Annotated in this window: 14 protein-coding genes; 7 read left to right on the top strand and 7 right to left on the bottom strand. The window is 71.8% G+C overall.

Features of this window, described 5'->3' with window-relative positions; genetic code table 11:
- The first annotated feature begins 1 nt into the window (after position 1).
- The 4 genes from ACIBU0_RS41675 (at position 2) to ACIBU0_RS41660 (ending at position 6,922) form a co-directional block, all read left to right on the top strand.
- Positions 2 to 2,521, top strand: a complete 2,520-nt coding sequence (locus ACIBU0_RS41675; RefSeq protein WP_398829408.1) for a tetratricopeptide repeat protein — start codon at positions 2 to 4, stop codon at positions 2,519 to 2,521.
- Positions 2,522 to 3,928: a PP2C family serine/threonine-protein phosphatase gene (locus tag ACIBU0_RS41670; protein ID WP_398829406.1), complete on the top strand. Its 1,407-nt coding sequence runs from the start codon at positions 2,522 to 2,524 to the stop codon at positions 3,926 to 3,928.
- Positions 3,929 to 4,026: 98 nt separating this feature from the next.
- Positions 4,027 to 5,373 (top strand): VWA domain-containing protein, encoded by a 1,347-nt coding sequence (locus tag ACIBU0_RS41665; protein WP_398829404.1) that lies wholly within the window; start codon positions 4,027 to 4,029, stop codon positions 5,371 to 5,373.
- 31 nt (positions 5,374 to 5,404) lie between these two features.
- Positions 5,405 to 6,922 (top strand): FHA domain-containing protein, encoded by a 1,518-nt coding sequence (locus tag ACIBU0_RS41660; protein ID WP_398829401.1) that lies wholly within the window; start codon positions 5,405 to 5,407, stop codon positions 6,920 to 6,922.
- 86 nt (positions 6,923 to 7,008) lie between these two features.
- Here ACIBU0_RS41660 and ACIBU0_RS41655 read toward each other — a convergent pair whose 3' ends face one another.
- Complete coding sequence (locus tag ACIBU0_RS41655) at positions 7,009 to 8,004, bottom strand: methyltransferase domain-containing protein (RefSeq protein WP_398829399.1); 996 nt, start codon at positions 8,002 to 8,004, stop codon at positions 7,009 to 7,011.
- Between the two features lie 84 nt (positions 8,005 to 8,088).
- Here ACIBU0_RS41655 and ACIBU0_RS41650 point away from each other — a divergent pair, with 84 nt between their 5' ends.
- Positions 8,089 to 8,502 carry a globin gene (locus ACIBU0_RS41650; RefSeq protein WP_398829397.1) on the top strand — a complete coding sequence of 138 codons (414 nt, stop codon included), beginning with the start codon at positions 8,089 to 8,091 and terminating at the stop codon, positions 8,500 to 8,502.
- A gap of 8 nt (positions 8,503 to 8,510) precedes the next feature.
- On the opposite strand, the gene ACIBU0_RS41645 is transcribed toward ACIBU0_RS41650, so the two are convergent.
- From ACIBU0_RS41645 to ettA, 3 genes are read right to left on the bottom strand one after another with little or no spacing between them, the layout of a single operon-like run.
- Positions 8,511 to 9,182 (bottom strand): hypothetical protein, encoded by a 672-nt coding sequence (locus tag ACIBU0_RS41645; RefSeq protein WP_398829395.1) that lies wholly within the window; start codon positions 9,180 to 9,182, stop codon positions 8,511 to 8,513.
- Positions 9,179 to 9,598 (bottom strand): acyl-CoA thioesterase, encoded by a 420-nt coding sequence (locus ACIBU0_RS41640; RefSeq protein ID WP_398829393.1) that lies wholly within the window; start codon positions 9,596 to 9,598, stop codon positions 9,179 to 9,181. Before ACIBU0_RS41640 ends, ACIBU0_RS41645 begins: the two co-directional genes overlap by 4 nt.
- A 6-nt stretch (positions 9,599 to 9,604) precedes the next feature.
- Positions 9,605 to 11,269: an energy-dependent translational throttle protein EttA gene (gene ettA, locus ACIBU0_RS41635; protein WP_398829391.1), complete on the bottom strand. Its 1,665-nt coding sequence runs from the start codon at positions 11,267 to 11,269 to the stop codon at positions 9,605 to 9,607.
- A gap of 257 nt (positions 11,270 to 11,526) precedes the next feature.
- Between ettA and ACIBU0_RS41630 the strand changes: the two genes are divergently transcribed.
- Entirely contained in the window at positions 11,527 to 12,651 is a 1,125-nt protein-coding gene (locus ACIBU0_RS41630) for a PP2C family protein-serine/threonine phosphatase (protein WP_398829389.1), read from the top strand.
- A gap of 4 nt (positions 12,652 to 12,655) precedes the next feature.
- Here ACIBU0_RS41630 and ACIBU0_RS41625 read toward each other — a convergent pair whose 3' ends face one another.
- Complete coding sequence (locus ACIBU0_RS41625) at positions 12,656 to 13,645, bottom strand: ornithine cyclodeaminase family protein (RefSeq protein WP_398829386.1); 990 nt, start codon at positions 13,643 to 13,645, stop codon at positions 12,656 to 12,658.
- A gap of 179 nt (positions 13,646 to 13,824) precedes the next feature.
- Between ACIBU0_RS41625 and ACIBU0_RS41620 the strand changes: the two genes are divergently transcribed.
- Positions 13,825 to 14,100: a hypothetical protein gene (locus ACIBU0_RS41620; protein WP_398829385.1), complete on the top strand. Its 276-nt coding sequence runs from the start codon at positions 13,825 to 13,827 to the stop codon at positions 14,098 to 14,100.
- A gap of 269 nt (positions 14,101 to 14,369) precedes the next feature.
- Here the strand turns inward: ACIBU0_RS41620 and ACIBU0_RS41615 are convergent, their stop codons facing one another.
- Both ACIBU0_RS41615 and ACIBU0_RS41610 read right to left on the bottom strand, forming a co-directional pair.
- Positions 14,370 to 15,791 carry a Cys-Gln thioester bond-forming surface protein gene (locus ACIBU0_RS41615; protein WP_398829382.1) on the bottom strand — a complete coding sequence of 474 codons (1,422 nt, stop codon included), beginning with the start codon at positions 15,789 to 15,791 and terminating at the stop codon, positions 14,370 to 14,372.
- Positions 15,792 to 16,053: 262 nt separating this feature from the next.
- Complete coding sequence (locus ACIBU0_RS41610) at positions 16,054 to 16,518, bottom strand: single-stranded DNA-binding protein (RefSeq protein ID WP_398829380.1); 465 nt, start codon at positions 16,516 to 16,518, stop codon at positions 16,054 to 16,056.
- Between the last annotated feature and the right edge of the window lie 208 nt (positions 16,519 to 16,726).

Genomic DNA, 16,726 nt, shown 5'->3' with positions numbered 1-16,726 from the left:
CATGAGTCAGGCACAGCAGAGCTGCCAGCGGCCGGACTGCGGCGGGACGTACGAGGACGTGGGCGGCGGCGAGCTGTACTGCGACACCTGCGGTCTCGCCCCGGTCGTCTCGGCGACCGGCGCGGTCGGCTCGCCGTCCACCGGCGTGACGGGCGGCGGCAAGAGCTCGCGCGGCTCGGCGGGCAGCGGCAGCTCCCGCTCCACCGGCCGCGGCAGTTCCCGTACGTCGTCGCAGTCGTCGAAGTCCCGGCGCTCGGTGTCGGGCCGGCTCTCCCGCTCCCTGTCGGGCCGTTCCTCGGGCCGCTCGGTGTCGGTGCGCAGCTCCGGCTCCACCGCCGGTTCCAGCGGCCGCGGCCGCCTGGGCGCCGGTCTGGTCCAGGTCCCGGACGTGCCGCGCCCCGACCCGCGCGCGATGGTGCTGGAGAACCCGGAGGTGCCGGAGCGCAAGCGGTTCTGCTCGCGCTCGGACTGCGGCGCGCCCGTCGGCCGGGCGCGCGGCGACCGGCCGGGCCGTACGGAGGGGTTCTGCACCAAGTGCGGGCATCCGTACTCCTTCGTGCCGAAGCTGAAGGCCGGTGACATCGTGCACGGCCAGTACGAGGTCGTGGGCTGCCTCGCGCACGGCGGCCTCGGCTGGATCTACCTCGCCGTGGACCGCGCGGTCTCCGACCGCTGGGTGGTGCTCAAGGGCCTGCTCGACACCGGCGACCAGGACGCGATGGCGGCGGCGATCTCCGAGCGGCGTTTCCTCGCGGAGATCGAGCACGCCAACATCGTGCGGATCTACAACTTCGTCGAGCACCTCGACCAGCGCACGGGCTCCCTCGACGGCTACATCGTCATGGAGTACGTGGGCGGCAAGTCGCTGAAGGAGATCGCCAACGGCCGCCGCACCACGGGCGGCAAGCGTGACCCGCTGCCCGTCGAGCAGGCGTGCGCGTACGGCATCGAGGCGCTGGAGGCCCTCGGCCATCTGCACAGCCGCAACCTGCTGTACTGCGACTTCAAGGTCGACAACGCCATCCAGACCGAGGACCAGCTCAAGCTGATCGACATGGGCGCGGTGCGCAGGATGGACGACGACGAGTCGGCCATCTACGGCACGGTCGGCTACCAGGCGCCGGAGGTCGCGGAGGTCGGCCCGTCGGTGGCGTCCGACCTCTACACGGTCGCGCGCACCCTCGCCGTCCTCACCTTCGACTTCCAGGGCTACACGAACGTCTACGTCGACTCGCTGCCCGACCCCGACCACATCGAGGTCTTTCGCCAGTACGAGTCCTTCTACCGCCTCCTGGTCCGCGCCACCGACCCCGACCCGGCCCGCCGCTTCGCCTCCGCGCAGGAGATGACGGAGCAGCTGACGGGCGTCCTGCGCGAGGTCGTCTCGCTGCAGACGGGGCGGGCGAGGCCGTCGCTGTCGACGCTGTTCGGGCCCGAGGTGCGGGTCACGGACACCGAGCTGTTCCCCAAACTGGACGGGGAGGTGTCGCGGCTGGGGGCACGGGTGGCACGCCCGGGGAAGGGGCTCCCCACTCCGGCTGCCGGCTCCCCTGCTCTCGAGGTCGGCACCCCGAGCATCGTCAAGGGCGTCAACACCCCCACCGCCGCCCTCGCGCTCCCCGTCCCCCACGTCGACCCCTCCGACCCCAACGCCGGTTTCCTCGCGGGCCTGATGACGACCGCGCCGGCCGAACTGCTCGGCGCTCTCGCCGCCGCGTCGGCGCCGTCGACCGAGACGCGGCTGCGGCAGGTGCGCGCCTGGCTGGAGAACGGCGACACCGCCACCGCCCACGAGACCCTGCTGAAGCTGGAGGACGAGCGGCCCGACGACTGGCGGGTCGTGTGGTACCGCGGCGTGGCCGCGCTCGTCACCGGCGACCACGAGGGCGCCGCGCTCGCCTTCGACGCGATCTACGACGCCTTCCCCGGCGAGCCCGCCCCCAAGCTGGCCCTCGGCCTGTGCGCGGAGGTGCTGGGCCAGCTGGACAACTCGGCGGAGTACTACCGCCTCGTGTGGTCGACGGACCCGAGCTATGTGAGCGCCGCCTTCGGTCTCGCCCGCGTCCAGCTGGCGGCCGGTGACCGCCGCGGCGCCGTACGGACCCTGGAGTCCGTTCCGGAGAGCTCCATTCACTACACGGCCGCTCGCGTGGCGGCCGTCCGCGCCCGGCTGCGTGGACGCACGGCCGTCGCCGCCGACGTACCGTTCCTGGAGGACGTGACCGCCGCCGCGGGCCAGGTCGAGGCGCTGGACGCGTACGGTCTGGATCCGGCGCGCCGGGAGCAGTTGTCGGCGGAAGTCCTCGGTTGCGCGCTGGACTGGATACTCTCCGGGGGCCAGGGTTCCGCCCCGCCCACCCCCGGAGGACGGACGCTGCTCGGCAGCGGCCTGGACGAGCGGGGACTGCGTTTCGGTCTGGAGCGTTCGTACCGCACGCTGGCCCGGCTCGCACGGGGCGGCGAGGAGAGGATCGACCTGGTGGAACGTGCCAACCGTTACCGCCCCCGGACGTGGGTGTAGTTGATGTCGCAGATGCCCCAGTTGTCCGCCTGCCCGAGCTGCGAATGGCCGCTCGAGTCGGGTGACCGTTTCTGCGGTGCGTGCGGATACGACCTGTCCGCCGTGCCCGTACGGCCGGACGACCATCCGACCATCGCCATGAACGGCTCGGTGCCGTCCCCTGCCGGGGGCACGCCCGGGCCGGACCGGCCAGTCGCCCCCACAGCGGCCGGCGCCGCCACCCCGGCGGCCACCCAGCTGCCGGCGGACTTCCAGGGCACCGGCTCCGGCGGCCACGAACGGCCCCCGGGCACGCCGCCGCCCCCGCAGTCACCGCCGCCCGCCCCGCCGGTGCCCCCGGCGGTGAGCGGCCCCGCCGTTCCCCCCGCCCCGACCGGCTCCCCCGTCTCCCCGGCCTCCGGCGTGCGGTTCGACCGCCCGGCCGAGCCCGAGGAGTACCCGCTGCAGGCGCCCGACCCGCGCGTCGCCGACCTGCCGAACCAGCGTGAGGGTGCCAAGGTGTGCGTGGCCTGCCGCGCGGGCCGCGTCGACCACGACGGGTACTGCGAGAACTGCGGCCACGCCCAGCCGCGCGAGCGCGACCACATGGAGCAGGACGCCGGCCCGGTCGCCGCCGTCAGCGACCGCGGACTGCGCCACCACCGCAACGAGGACGCATTCGCCGTCGGCTGCACCGCGCTGCCCGACGGCCGGCCCGCTGTCCTGGCGATCGTCTGCGACGGCGTGTCCTCGGCGACCCGCCCCGACGACGCCTCGATGGCCGCGTCCCGGGCCGCGAGCGAGTCGCTGCTGGCCGCCCTGCCGCGCGGCACGCACCCGCAGCAGGCCTTGCACGAAGCGATCGTCGCCGCCTCGAACGCGGTCAACGCGCTCGCCGCCGAACCGGCCACGGCCCGCGAGCAGGGCCCGCACCAGAACGCCCCGGCCTGCACGATCGTCGGCTCGGTGGTGACACCCGAGCTGCTGATCGTCGGCTGGGTCGGTGACAGCCGCGCCTACTGGGTCCCGCTGGACCGCAGCACGCCGCCCGCCCGGCTCACCGAGGACGACTCCTGGGCCGCGCAGATGGTCGCCGCGGGCCTGATGAACGAGGCCGAGGCGTACGCCGACGAGCGCGCCCACGCCATCACGGGCTGGCTCGGCGCGGACGCCTACGAACTGGAGCCGCACACCGCTTCCTTCAAGCCGGACCGTCCGGGTGTGGTGGTGGTGTGCACCGACGGGCTCTGGAACTACGCGGAGGCGGCCGAGGACATGGCCGAGGTCGTGCCCCTCGACGCCGTCGCGCGCCCCCTGCACAGCGCCCGGGTGCTGGTCGGTCACGCGCTCGACGGCGGGGGCCACGACAACGTAACAGTGGCCGTCCTGCCGTTCCCGGCACCGCCGATGGGGGCAGGATCGGCCTGAGGCCGCACTGCGGGGAGAGGCCTCACCGGACCGGAGGGGACCGGTCCGTCGACATCCATGGCTCCACCATGGGGTTCTTTAGGGGGATTTGAGAACGCATGGCCAATTTCTCGAAGTCCAATGCGCCACAGTTCTCGGTGGACGTGTACCAGAACGAGTACCTGCCGGAGGGCGGTCGTGAGGTCAACGCGATCGTCACGGTGACCGCGACCGGAGGCGGCACGATCGGAAGCGCGGTCGCGGCGCCCCAGCTCTACGCACCGGGGCAGGGCCCGTCCGCGGCCGTGGCGATCATGGTCGACTGCTCGGGCTCGATGGACTACCCGCCGACCAAGATGCGCAACGCCCGCGACGCCACGGCCGCCGCGGTCGACACCTTGCGCGACGGCGTGCACTTCGCGGTGATCGGCGGCACGCACGTGGCCAAGGAGGTCTATCCGGGAGGCGGCCGGCTCGCGGTCGCCGACGCCACCAGCCGCGAAGAGGCCAAGCAGGCCCTGCGCAGGCTGAGCGCGGGCGGCGGCACGGCCATCGGCACCTGGCTGCGCCTCGCCGACCGCCTGCTCTCCTCGGCCGACGTCGCCATCCGGCACGGCATCCTGCTCACCGACGGCCGCAACGAACACGAGTCGCCCGAGGACCTGCGGGCCGCGCTCGACGCCTGTGCCGGACGGTTCACCTGTGACGCCCGTGGCGTGGGCACCGACTGGGAAGTGAAAGAAGTCACAGCGATCGCCTCCGCCCTGCTCGGCAGCGCCGACATCGTCGCCGATCCGGCCGGTCTCGCCGCCGACTTCACGCAGATGATGGAGACGGCGATGGGCAAGGAGGTCGCGGACGTCGCCCTGCGGGTGTGGACACCGGTGGGCACGACCATCAAGTACGTCAAGCAAGTCGCCCCGACAGTCGAGGAGTTGACCGACCGCCGCACGGAGGCGGGCCCGCGCGCCGGTGACTACCCCACCGGTTCCTGGGGCGACGAGTCCCGTGACTACCACGTTTGCGTCGAAGTCCCGGCCGCCGGCCTCGGTCAGGAGATGCTCGCCGCCCGGGTCTCCCTGGTCGTCCCGCAACCCGACGGCAGCGCGCGGAACTTGGGCGCCCAGGGCCTCGTACGGGCCGTATGGACCGACGACATGGCCGCGTCGACGTCGATCAACCCGCAGGTGGCCCACTACACCGGCCAGGCCGAACTGGCACAAGCCATCCAGCAAGGGCTGGATCTGCGCAAAGCGGGCGATATCGACGGCGCAACGGCCAAACTCGGCCGGGCCGTTCAGCTCGCCAGCGCCTCCGGAAACGCGGATACGGCGAAACTCCTTGCGAAGGTGGTGGACGTGGTCGATGCCGCGGCAGGTACTGTGCGACTGAAGGCGAAGGTCGCGGAGGCCGACGAGATGACTCTCGAGACACGGTCGACAAAGACTGTTCGTGTAAAGAAGTGACCTAGAAGGAACGAAGGAGGGACGCGCCGACATGCCGACCTGCCCGAACGGACACCAGTCGGGTTCCGACGACTGGTGCGAGGTCTGCGGTCACCGCATGGCCGGTGCCGTACCTCCACCCCCTCCGCCACCCCCGCCCGGCGGTGGCTACGGCTTCCCGCCGCCCGGCGGCCCTGGCGGTCCCGGCGGTCCGTTCGGCGGCCCGAACGCCGGTCAGCAGGGCGGCCGTCCGCACCCGTCCGCCGCACCGGAGCCCGAGCTGTGCCCGCAGTGCCGTACGCCGCGTGAGGGCGGCGCTCCGTTCTGCGAGGAGTGCCGGTGGAACTTCCTGACCAACACGGCGACGTCGTACACCCCCGCCGCTCCGCGCCCCCCGGCGCCCGGCGGCCCGGGCCTGCCCTCTCACTTCCAGCAGCAGTCGGGGCCCCCGCCGTCGTACGGCGGCGGTGACTCGTACGAGTACCAGGGCTCGCGCCCGTCCCAGGTGAACCGCCCCGCGGAACCGATCCCGCCGTTCGGCGCGGAGCCGCAGGGGCCGGGAGGTCCGGGTGGACCTGGTGGCCAGGGTGGTCCCGGCGGCCATGGCGGCCCGGGTGGTCCTGGTCCCGGTCCTGGTCCCGGTGGTCCTGGTCCTGGCGGCCCCGGCGGCGGCTACGGCTTCCCGCCGCCCGGCGGTCCCGGTGGCCCCGGCCCCGGTCCTGGTCCCGGCGGTCCGGGCGGCCCCAACCCCGGCGGGCCGGGTGGTCCTGGCGGCTTCGGTGGCCCCGGCGGACCGGGAGGCAACGGCCCCTCCGGCTTCGGCGGCGACCCGTCGCGGCCCGTTCCGCCGCCGCCCGGCCCCACCCCGCCCGGTGGTCCGGGTGCGACCAGCGGTGCTCCGCAGGCGTTCCAGCAGCCAGGGCAGGCCGCCCCCGGTGGCCCGCCGGCCCCGCCCGGGTTCCCGCAGGAGACCCACCGTCCTCCGCAGCAGGGCGGCCCGTCCTTCGGCGGCGGTGACGACTGGGTGATCTCCCCGCCGACGTCGGGCCCCGGCGGCCCCGGCGCTCCCGGTGGCCCCGGCCCCGCTCAGGGCGGGTACGGCTACCCGCAGCCCGGCTCGACCCAGGCCCCGCCGTCGCCCGGTCAGGGCTACCCGCAGCAGCCTGCGACCTGGACGGCGACCATCGGTCCGGACCGCGACTACTTCATGGCGATGATGCAGCGCTCCGGCCCCGAGGCCGCGGGCCTCAACCTGCCCGCGTACTCGCCCGAGCAGCAGCGCACGCTCACCGGCAACCAGATCACCATCGGCCGCCGCCGCCACTCCACCGGCGACACCCCCGACATCGACCTGTCGGTGCCGCCGGAGGACCCGGGCGTCTCGCACCAGCACGCGGTCCTGGTCCAGCAGCCCGACGGCAGCTGGGCGGTCGTCGACCAGAACTCGACGAACGGCACGACGGTGAACGGCGCCGAGGAGCCCATCCAGCCGTTCGTGCCGGTACCGCTGCAGGACGGCGACCGGGTGCACGTCGGCGCCTGGACGACGATCACCATCCGGCGCGGCTAGGTTTCCCGCCAACGGCGAGGGGGCGGTCGTACGGCACTTTCTCGCCGTACGACCGCCCCCTCGCCGTGTTCCGGCCTCCCGGCATGTCAGCCGGGCAGCGCCCACGCGTACGGCCCCTCCGGGTCGTCCAGCCACGCCCACTCGTGCTCGCCGCTCACCGTGATCCCGTACCGCTCGCGCCGCGGCTGTCCCTCGCGCTCCCACAGCGCGTACGCCTCCTGTGGATCGAGGCTGCCGCGGGTCAGTGCCAGCAGGAAGCGGAACAGTTCGTGATCACGGGCCCGGCGGGGCAGCCCGCCCAGATGCGCGGACCCCGACTCGGAGCGGCTGCCGCCGCGCAGCGGCACGAAGTAGGCGGGCGTGTGCAAGAAGCGCCCTTCGGCGTGCTCGGCGTCGCGTACGGCGAGGGCGACCAGGCCGGTGGCGAGCGGCGTCAGGATGCGGGCGCCGGGGCGGCACTGGGTGAGCCAGGCGCGCGGGATCGACGGCAGGGTGCAGGTCGCGATGATCCGGTCGAAGGGGGCGCGTTCGGGCACGCCGCGAGCGCCGTCTCCGGTGACGACGACGGGGTGGTGTCCGGCGGCGGCCAGGTGCTGCCGGGCGGACTCGGTGATCTCCGGCTCCAGGTCGACGGTCGTGACGAGGTCGTCGTCGCCGAGCCGGTGGGCGAGCAGGGCGGCGTTGTAGCCCGTGCCCGCGCCGATCTCCAGGACTCTGTCGCCATCCTCCACCTCCAGCGCGACCAGCATCATCGCCATCAGGGACGGCTGGCTGCTGGAGGAGACCAGCTCGCCGTCGCGCAGCCGCGTCGCCAGCGGGGTGTCGGCGTACGCGCCGCGCACCCAGCGCTCCCGCGCCGCCGGGTCGGGGCTCTGGCCCCAGCGCCGCTCGTAGCCGCCGGTGACGCCGACGTAGTAGTACGGCACGAACAGATGCCGCGGAACGGCCGCGAAGACATCACGCCAGACGGGGTCGTCGGCCCAGGCCCCGCTCGCGTCGATCTCGCGCACCAGCGCGGCCCGCGCCGAGGCGGCGAGGTCGGCGAGTTCCCCGGCGTCCCTGTCGAGATCCTGCGTGCTCATACGTCCACTGTGCTGCGACGGGCGGCAGGAGGCGAGTGCCGGGCAGTCCTAGGCCTTGAGTCCTGGTCCGCCCCGTCTGAGACCATGGGTGACGTGAATGAGATTCGGCGCGGCACGCTTCAGGAGCAGACCTTCTACGAGCAGGTCGGCGGGGAGGAGACCTTCCGCCGCCTCGTCCACCGTTTCTACGAGGGTGTCGCCGAGGACCCGCTTCTGCGGCCCATGTACCCCGAGGAGGACCTGGGGCCGGCCGAGGAGCGGCTCACCCAGTTCCTGATCCAGTACTGGGGCGGCCCGACGACGTACAGCGAGAACCGCGGCCACCCCCGCCTGCGCATGCGCCACGCCCCGTTCACCGTGGACCGGGCGGCACACGACGCCTGGCTGAAGCACATGCGGGTCGCCGTCGACGAGCTCGGCCTCTCCGAGGAGCACGAGCGGACGCTGTGGAACTACCTGACGTACGCGGCGGCGTCGATGGTGAACACGGCGGGCTGAGCAACCGATCAGCGGACGCTGACGTCCAGCGCCCCCAGCCCCGCCCGGCGTACGGCGATCGACCCGTAGGGCGTGCGCAGCCGCAGCCACGCCCCCGAGGACAGCAGCCCCACCTCTTCCTGGCCCGGCCGCAGGAAGCCCAGCGACTGGGCCGCGTGCACGGCCCGTACCGGAAGCCGCGTCTCCCCGACCGTCCGGGACCAGATCTCGCGCCCGATCCGGTCGAGCTCGGCCCGCGTACGCCCCTCGGGTGCCAGTTCCTGTGTCCGGGCCCGGAATTCGGCGACGGCCGCGCCGACCATGGCCCGCAGCTCGGTGGGCGCCGGCAGCCCCGGCTCCCCCCGCCAGCCCCCGCGCGGCGGCAGCACCCCGGCCCACGGAGGACCGGTCACGGCAGCCGGTACGACGGCGGTAGCCGCCTTCTCGTCGACCGACTCCAGCAGTTCACCCGCGGACACGGTCACGTCGAGCGTGACGTCGAGCCCGTTCTCGTACGGCTTGGCGAGGCGCGCCGCGCGGATCGCCAGGACCTCGAAGGACGGCGGCCGCCCGAAGACGGCGAGTGCGGTGCCGGCCGCCTGTAGGCGCACGGCGGCGGAGCGGTCGTAGTGGAGCAGCCGGGAGAGGAAGGCCGCGAGATCCGCCGCCTCCCCCTCGTCGGCGAGGTGGAGCACCGTCATGCGGCGACGGCCTCCTCCTCGTCGGCCGCGTCGTCCATGTACTCGCGGAGGAACTCCTTCTCCTCCGCGGTGATCCGACGCGGCCGTTCCGTCTCGAAGTCGAACGGCACGACCACCGTCGAGGCCCGGACATAGACCAGGTCGTCATCCTTCACCTCGTAGGTGATGGTGAAGGCCGCGGCCCTGATCTCACTGACCCACAGCTCGATGTCCACGGGGTGGTGCCGGTGGACGAGCTGCCGCTTGTAGTCGATCTCGTGGCGCGCCACCACGGACCCCTGCTTGAAGTCCTTCTCCGGACGGAAGAGGAAGTCGATACGGGCTTCCTCCAGGTAGCGAATGAAGACCGCGTTGTTGACATGGCCGTACGCGTCCATGTCCGACCAGCGCAGCGGGCAGCGGTAGAGGTGGCGCAAGATCGATCAGCCCCGGGTCAGCTTCTTGTAGGTGGCGCGGTGCGGACGCGCGGCGTCCGGTCCGAGCCGCTCGATCTTGTTCTTCTCGTACGACTCGAAGTTGCCCTCGAACCAGAACCACTTGGAGTCGCCCTCGTAGGCGAGGATGTGCGTCGCGACGCGGTCCAGGAACCACCGGTCGTGGGAGACGACCACGGCGCAGCCCGGGAAGTCGAGCAGCGCGTTCTCCAGGCTGGAGAGGGTCTCGACGTCGAGGTCGTTGGTCGGCTCGTCGAGGAGCAGCAGGTTGCCGCCCTGCTTGAGGGTGAGCGCGAGGTTCAGGCGGTTGCGCTCACCGCCGGAGAGCACACCGGCCGGCTTCTGCTGGTCCGGGCCCTTGAAGCCGAAGGCGGAGACGTACGCGCGGGACGGCATCTCGACCTGCCCGACGTTGATGTAGTCGAGCTCGTCGCTCACGACCGCCCAGAGGGTCTTCTTCGGGTCGATGTTCTCGCGGCTCTGGTCGACGTAGGAGATCTTGACGGTGTCGCCGACCTTGATGTTGCCGGCGTCGGGCGTCTCCAGACCCTGGATCATCTTGAAGAGGGTCGTCTTGCCGGCGCCGTTCGGGCCGATGACACCGACGATGCCGTTACGCGGCAGCGTGAAGGAGAGGTCGTCGATGAGGACCTTCTCGCCGAAGGCCTTGCTGAGGTTGTTGACCTCCACGACGATGTTGCCCAGTCGCGGGCCCGGCGGGATCTGGATCTCCTCGAAGTCCAGCTTCCGCATCTTCTCGGCCTCGGCGGCCATCTCCTCGTAGCGGGCCAGACGCGCCTTGGACTTGGCCTGACGCCCCTTGGCGTTGGAGCGCACCCACTCGAGCTCTTCCTTGAGGCGCTTGGCCCGCTTGGCGTCCTTCTGGCCCTCGACCTTGAGACGGGTCTGCTTGGTCTCCAGGTACGTGGAGTAGTTGCCCTCGTACGGGTACGCACGCCCGCGGTCGAGCTCGAGGATCCACTCGGCGACGTTGTCGAGGAAGTACCGGTCGTGGGTAATGGCGACAACAGTGCCCGCGTACTTGGCGAGGTGCTGCTCCAGCCAGTTCACGGACTCGGCGTCGAGGTGGTTGGTGGGCTCGTCGAGGAGCAGCAGGTCGGGCGCCTCGAGCAGCAGCTTGCACAGCGCCACACGCCGCTTCTCACCACCGGAGAGGTTGACGACCGGCCAGTCGCCGGGCGGGCAGCCCAGCGCGTCCATGGCCTGCTCCAGCTGGGCGTCGAGGTCCCAGGCGTTGGCGTGGTCGAGCTCCTCCTGCAGCTTGCCCATCTCGTCGAGCAGCGCGTCGGAGTAGTCGGTGGCCATGAGCTCGGCGATCTCGTTGAACCGGTCGAGCTTGCCCTTGATCTCGGCGACACCCTCCTGGACGTTCGCCAGGACGGTCTTCTCCTCGTTCAGCTTGGGCTCCTGCATCAGGATCCCGACGCTGTACCCGGGAGACAGGAACGCGTCACCGTTCGACGGCTGCTCCAGCCCCGCCATGATCTTCAGAACGGTCGACTTACCGGCGCCGTTCGGGCCGACGACGCCGATCTTCGCTCCGGGGAGGAAGTTCAGGGTGACGTCGTCGAGGATCACCTTGTCGCCGTGCGCCTTGCGCGCCTTGCGCATGGTGTAAATGAACTCAGCCAAGAGAAACCGTCCGGCAGCTTGAAATCTGGCAGTGGGCAGATACACCCCATCTTGCCCGACGTCCACCCTTGGGTGGTAACCCGTATAACCGGAGGGCCCTGACCTGGGGCTTCGCCCCGAGGGCGGTGGCTCGTCCGTCGCTGTCGGTCGTCGTCGAGCGGTATGACGGCCGATCGCCGGGCGCGGCGTGAATCCCACGGCCTCGGTCGCACAAGTCAGCGGAGGTGTGCGGCGGCAGAGGGGTGTATCCAGGTTTCATGGGTGCTCGACGACTGCCCGGCAGTCATCGGCGATCATGGGAGCCACCTCAGGCTCTGCTGGCAGTGCCGCTCGCGCTCATCGTCATCGTGACGGTGAGCGACGTCCTCGCGCCCTCCGAAGTGCACCTCGGGCCCTTCCTGGCCGCCGCCCCCGCCATCACGGCATCGTTCGCCGGCCCCCGGACCACCGCGTGCGTCGGTGCAATCGCGGTCCTGGCCCAGGCCGTGGCCGCCGGCGTGCGCACCAGCCTCACCGACCTCAACCACACCTTCCAGCTCACCACACTCGTGCTGATCTCGGTGTTCGTCACGCTGTTCGCACACCGGCGCGAGCGACACGAGAAGGAGCTGATGCAGCTGCGCTCGGTGGCGGAGGCCGCCCAACAGGTCGTCATACGACCGCTGCCGCGCCGGATCGGCCCGCTGCGCATCGCTTCGCTCTACCTGGCCGCAGAAGCCGAGGCGCAGATCGGCGGCGACCTGTTCGCAGCGGCGCGCACCGCGCAGGGGACCCGGTTCATCGTCGGGGACGTCCGGGGCAAGGGCCTGGAGGCGATCGGGGACGCCGCTCTCCTCCTCGGCGCCTTCCGCTCCGCCGCCCACCGGCAGGCCGACCTTGCCGCACTGGTCACCTACCTGGACGGAACCGTCTCCTCGGACCTGGACGACCCGGAAGCAGCCGTATCCGCATCCGGCTCCCCCAGCGAAGCGTTCATCACCACCGCGGTCCTGGACATCCCCGACGGCACACCGGTCCTGTACCTGATCAACTGCGGTCATCCACCGCCCCTGCTGCTGCACCGGGGCGAGGTCATCTCGCTCGAGGTGAGCGATCCCGCCCCTCCTCTGGGGCTCACCGAGTTCGCCGCCCTTCCCTTCGCCGCACAGGCCTTCCCCTTCGAGACCGGCGACACCCTCTTGCTGTACACCGACGGCGTCATCGAGGCCCGCGACGGCTCGGGGGTCTTCTATCCACTGGCCCAGCGGCTGCGCGCGGTTCTCGAGGGCGAGCCCCAAGGGCTTCTGCGCCATCTGCGGGAAGACCTCCTCGCCCACACGCCGGGAGGGCATCTGGGCGACGACGCCGCGATGGTGGCGATCCGACGCGAGACTCGCTGCTGAAGGCTCACGCCAGGTCGATGTGCTCGCCGACCGACCGCTCGCGCGCGGCGGTGACGACCAGCGCGGCGGCAACGGCGTCCTGGACGGCCACACCGACCGACTTGTACAGGGTGATCTCGTCGGACGAAGTGCGGCCCGGTCTGCTGCCGGAGACGAGTTCGCCCAGCTCGGCGTGCACATGGTCGGCTGTGATGACGCCGTCCCGGATGGGCATCAGCAGGTCGTTGCTGCCCGCCGGGAAGGGGGCCAGTGCGGCGTGCCGCGATTCGACGCAGACCAGCGCATCGGCGATCGTGGCGTCGTCGATCTCACGGCCGGCCGGGTTGAAGCCCACCGAGGTGACGTGGACTCCTGGGGTCAGCCAGGGACGACGGACCACCGGTTCGAGGGCGTGGGTGGTCGCCGCGGCGATGTGCGCGCCGTCGAGCGCCTCGGCGTAGGTCCGCACCGCCCGCACCTCGGCGTCCGTCACGGACGACAGCTCAGCGGCGAGGGCGGCGGCTCCGGCCTGGTCCCGGCCCGCGATCCGGACCTCGCGGATGGGCCGGACCCGGCACATCGCACGGACGTGGGACCGGGCCTGTACTCCGGTGCCCAGAATCGCCAGCACCGTCGCGTCCTCGCGTGCCAGCAGCCGCGCCGACAGCGCCGAACAGGCGGCCGTCCGCGCCGCGGTGATGGCCGTACCGTCCAGCAGTGCGGCCGGCTCGCCGGTGGCCGGATCGAAAACGAGGACGACCGCCTGGTGGGTCGGCAGCGGCGTCCCGGCATTGCGCGGGAAGAGGGAGACCAGCTTGGTCATGAGCACACCGGCCGACGGCGCGTAGCCCGGCATGGCCGCCAGGAAACCCTCCTGTTCGGGCACGAGCGCCGCGATCCGGTCCGGCGCCGAGCCGCGGCCCGCAGTGAGGTCCGCCATGGCCGGGGCCAGGGCGTCGATCAGCGCGTCCATATCGATCAGGGCCTCGGTCTGCGCACGCCCCAGCACAAGCATCCCGCGGAACCTCCCCACAGACCTGGTCGCCGTCCGGGTGGTTTCGCGATGAGATCGCGCGTTCCGGCGCGCCCTTCGGACATATCAGGTTTTTTCATATTACCTTTCCGTGGCTGAACGAAGTCGATCTATCACGGATCGCACCCACTCGCACACCACCTCACTTCACCGGAGATGACATGCACAAGCTTCGCAAGGCTTCCGTTCTGGTCGCCGCCCTGGGCAGCGTCGGCCTCCTGAGCACCGGCACCGCCGCCGCCCAGGGCCTCGACGGTCACGGCAACAAGATCATGCAGAGCTCGAGCTGCAAGTCGCACGACCTGAACCTCGACGTCCTCGGCCAGGTCGGCGTGCTCAACGGCGTGCTGGGCAACGCGCTCAACGGCGAGGGCAACTCGGGTGGCCAGGACTCCCACCTCGGCTCGACCATGGGCTGCAACAGCAGCGCCTTCTAGCCCGCGTTCCACGAAGGGCTTCCCACCACGCAGCCCGGCAGGCGTCCGCAGGTCGGTGAAGGCTGATCGCGGCATCGACTGCCGGGTGCGGGCCGGTGTCCCAGGGCAGGACCTACCGGTGGAGTACGGGCCGTGGGCAGACGGTCCATGGGTCCCGCCGATGGCAACGCACCGGTGTCTGGCGTCAGGGGCCTGACCCACGCAAGTGGATCAGGCCCCTGACCGGCTCCTCGGCCGGGCGGCTCGGGAGCACACGCGTCGTCCGGCGCTCAGTCCCCGCTCGGCGCTTCCCTCTTCCTCAGGACCACCAGAGCCGCGCCGCCGATCAGGACCAGGCCGATGGCCACACCGGCGATCAGGGGGGTCATGGCGGAGCCGCCCGTCGCGGCGAGGTTGGTGTCGTCGGATGGCGTGCCGACCGTGGCGGGGCTCGGCTCGCTGAGAGTCTGGGTGGCGGGGCCCGCCGCCTCGGCCTCGGTCACCTGCGTCATGCAGTCCAGCAAACCGTTGAACCGCTTCTCGAAGCCGCCCGGCCCCTGGATCGTGAAGTCGTACGCCTGGTCCTCCTGCAGCGGGACCGTCACCGTCCGCGACTCGCCCGCCGGGATGGTGTGCTCGATGCCGAGCAGTTCGAAGGTGAACGGCGCGTCGCCCTCATTGGCCGCGGTGATGTCGACACCGCCCTTGTCGCAGTTCTCCGCCGCGGACAGCGCGGGTATCGCGCCGGTCCGCGCCCAGGTCGCGCTCGCCGTCGCCGAGACGGTCGACTCGCTGGATCCGGCCAGGATCTGGGTCTGGCTGCGGCTCTCGGCGGCGAAGGCGCGCCCCACCGGCACGGTCGTCGACGCCTGCACCGTCAGCTCGGCCTGGCCGGCCGCGGCCTTCTCGGGCACGTCGAAGAACACCTGGCCGCCGTCCACCGCCGACGTGACCGCCTTGCCGTCCTTGTCCACGATCCGCACCCCGCTGGCGGCCGCGTCCGCCGGTGGTGCCACCGTCACGCTCTCCGCGTCGGTGTGCACCGTCACCGGGCCGAGCCGCTCACCGGGGTGGCCGGAGACCGCGGGCGGGTCGAGGGTCAGCGACGCCCGGGGCTCCGCCACGTCCCGCGCGCTCTTCTCCAGGTAGTCCGCGAGCCGCTCGGCCTGCGGGTCGAGGGCGTCGACGTCCACACCGTCCGAGTAGCGCCAGATGGCCACCTGGGTGCCGGCCGCCGCGTCCTCCTCGGTGAGGCCGCCCTTGACGCCCGCCTTGCCGGCGAGCGCCGCGAGGTCGTTCACCTGGGGGTAGGAGTTCTGCAGGATCCAGCGGATCTTGCCGGCGTCCTTGTTGGCGCCCAGCGAGGTGCCGCTCCAGGACGTCTCGCGGTAACGCGCGTCGCGCTGTGTGGGGTTGTGGATGTCGACGCAGTACGTCTGCAAGGTGCCGCCACCGTCGACGGACATCTCGAACAGGCCCGCCGAGATTTCCTGGTCCCCGGAGTCGGCATGGACGACCGCCGCGCCGTATGTCTTCAGGCCGCCTATGGTGGCGGTCGCTCCGCCCTCACTGCCCGCCGTTCCGGCGGCCGCGGCGGGGCCGGCGCCGGCCATCACCGAAGCGGCGGCGAGCCCGGACATCAGGGTCGCGGCAGCGAGGCGGGCCGCCCCTCGCCGCCCCCGCACCGACAGCGCAGAGAACGCAGCAAACACAGAATTCCCCTTCGAGCGGAGCCCGTTGACGTGGGGGGACGGTCCCACCAGCAGAGTCTTCAAGCCCCGAGAGTCATGCCCGGCATCCTAGGTACGCCGCGCACCACGCTTCCCTGTGATCCCGTCGGAGGGCCGATCCGACTCGGAATCGTTATCGCCAAGATCCCTTGCGAGCAGGGCTTATCGACAAATCCACCGGGGTCGTTCCGGAGCGCATTCGCCGATAAGCCGCAGTTCGGCCAGGGGTGGCGCGTGACTGACGTCACGTCACCGCGGCTGGCTCCGGGGCCTGTTGGGAGCCGTTGTCCGACGGGGTCGTCTCCCAGTCGGGCTCGGGTCGGTCGGGGGCCGTGGCAACGCCCGCCTCCGGCCTGGGAGTGCGCCGGAAGGCCGAGGTGCCGCGGGCGAGATCATGGCCGATCGCCAGTGCGTCGATGTCGGCCGAGGTCCAGCTCTGCCCCTCGCGGACGTCCGAACGCACCTTCAGCCTGCCCTGCACCACCACGGGGTCGCCCACGTTCAGCGAGCCGGCGGCGTTCGTGGCGAGCTGCCGATTGGCCCACACCGTGAAGAAGTTGGTGTGCCCGTCGGTCCACTCGTTCTTCCCGCGGTCCAGATAGCGCGAGGTCACCGCCAGCCGGAAGCGGGCGGACGGCCCCGTGGCGAGCTCCCGGTACACCGGCTGCGTCGCCACGTTCCCCACTGCGCAGATGATCGTCTCGTTCATCTCGAACCCCTCCCTCACCCGGCCGCTCCGGCCCGGGCGGATACCCGTACGGGCCCGTCCCGTACGGCTGCGTCCGACATGACGGCCGCGCACCCCGGTACGCCCGCGAACGTGCACCGCCGTCACCGCTATCGACCGCGTCCGTCGCGATCGCCGCGAAGCCAGACTGCCTCCGCCGGGCCGAGCCCGCCGAGCCCTGTGGATCACC

Origin of the sequence: Streptomyces sp. NPDC049627, from assembly GCF_044465645.1 — a bacterium.
Lineage (GTDB): Bacteria > Actinomycetota > Actinomycetes > Streptomycetales > Streptomycetaceae > Streptomyces.
The sequence above is the reverse complement of the archived record's forward strand: the minus strand, read 5'-3'. Positions and strand labels throughout refer to the sequence as shown.

Coding starts and splice junctions, on each gene's coding strand:
- ACIBU0_RS41675 (WP_398829408.1), top strand. CDS start 2: ATGAGTCAGGCACAGCAGAGCTGCCAGCGGCCGGACTGCGGCGGGACG.
- ACIBU0_RS41665 (WP_398829404.1), top strand. CDS start 4,027: ATGGCCAATTTCTCGAAGTCCAATGCGCCACAGTTCTCGGTGGACGTG.
- ACIBU0_RS41660 (WP_398829401.1), top strand. CDS start 5,405: ATGCCGACCTGCCCGAACGGACACCAGTCGGGTTCCGACGACTGGTGC.
- ACIBU0_RS41655 (WP_398829399.1), bottom strand. CDS start 8,004: ATGAGCACGCAGGATCTCGACAGGGACGCCGGGGAACTCGCCGACCTC.
- ACIBU0_RS41650 (WP_398829397.1), top strand. CDS start 8,089: ATGGGTGACGTGAATGAGATTCGGCGCGGCACGCTTCAGGAGCAGACC.
- ACIBU0_RS41645 (WP_398829395.1), bottom strand. CDS start 9,182: ATGACGGTGCTCCACCTCGCCGACGAGGGGGAGGCGGCGGATCTCGCG.
- ACIBU0_RS41630 (WP_398829389.1), top strand. CDS start 11,527: ATGGGTGCTCGACGACTGCCCGGCAGTCATCGGCGATCATGGGAGCCA.
- ACIBU0_RS41625 (WP_398829386.1), bottom strand. CDS start 13,645: ATGCTTGTGCTGGGGCGTGCGCAGACCGAGGCCCTGATCGATATGGAC.
- ACIBU0_RS41620 (WP_398829385.1), top strand. CDS start 13,825: ATGCACAAGCTTCGCAAGGCTTCCGTTCTGGTCGCCGCCCTGGGCAGC.
- ACIBU0_RS41610 (WP_398829380.1), bottom strand. CDS start 16,518: ATGAACGAGACGATCATCTGCGCAGTGGGGAACGTGGCGACGCAGCCG.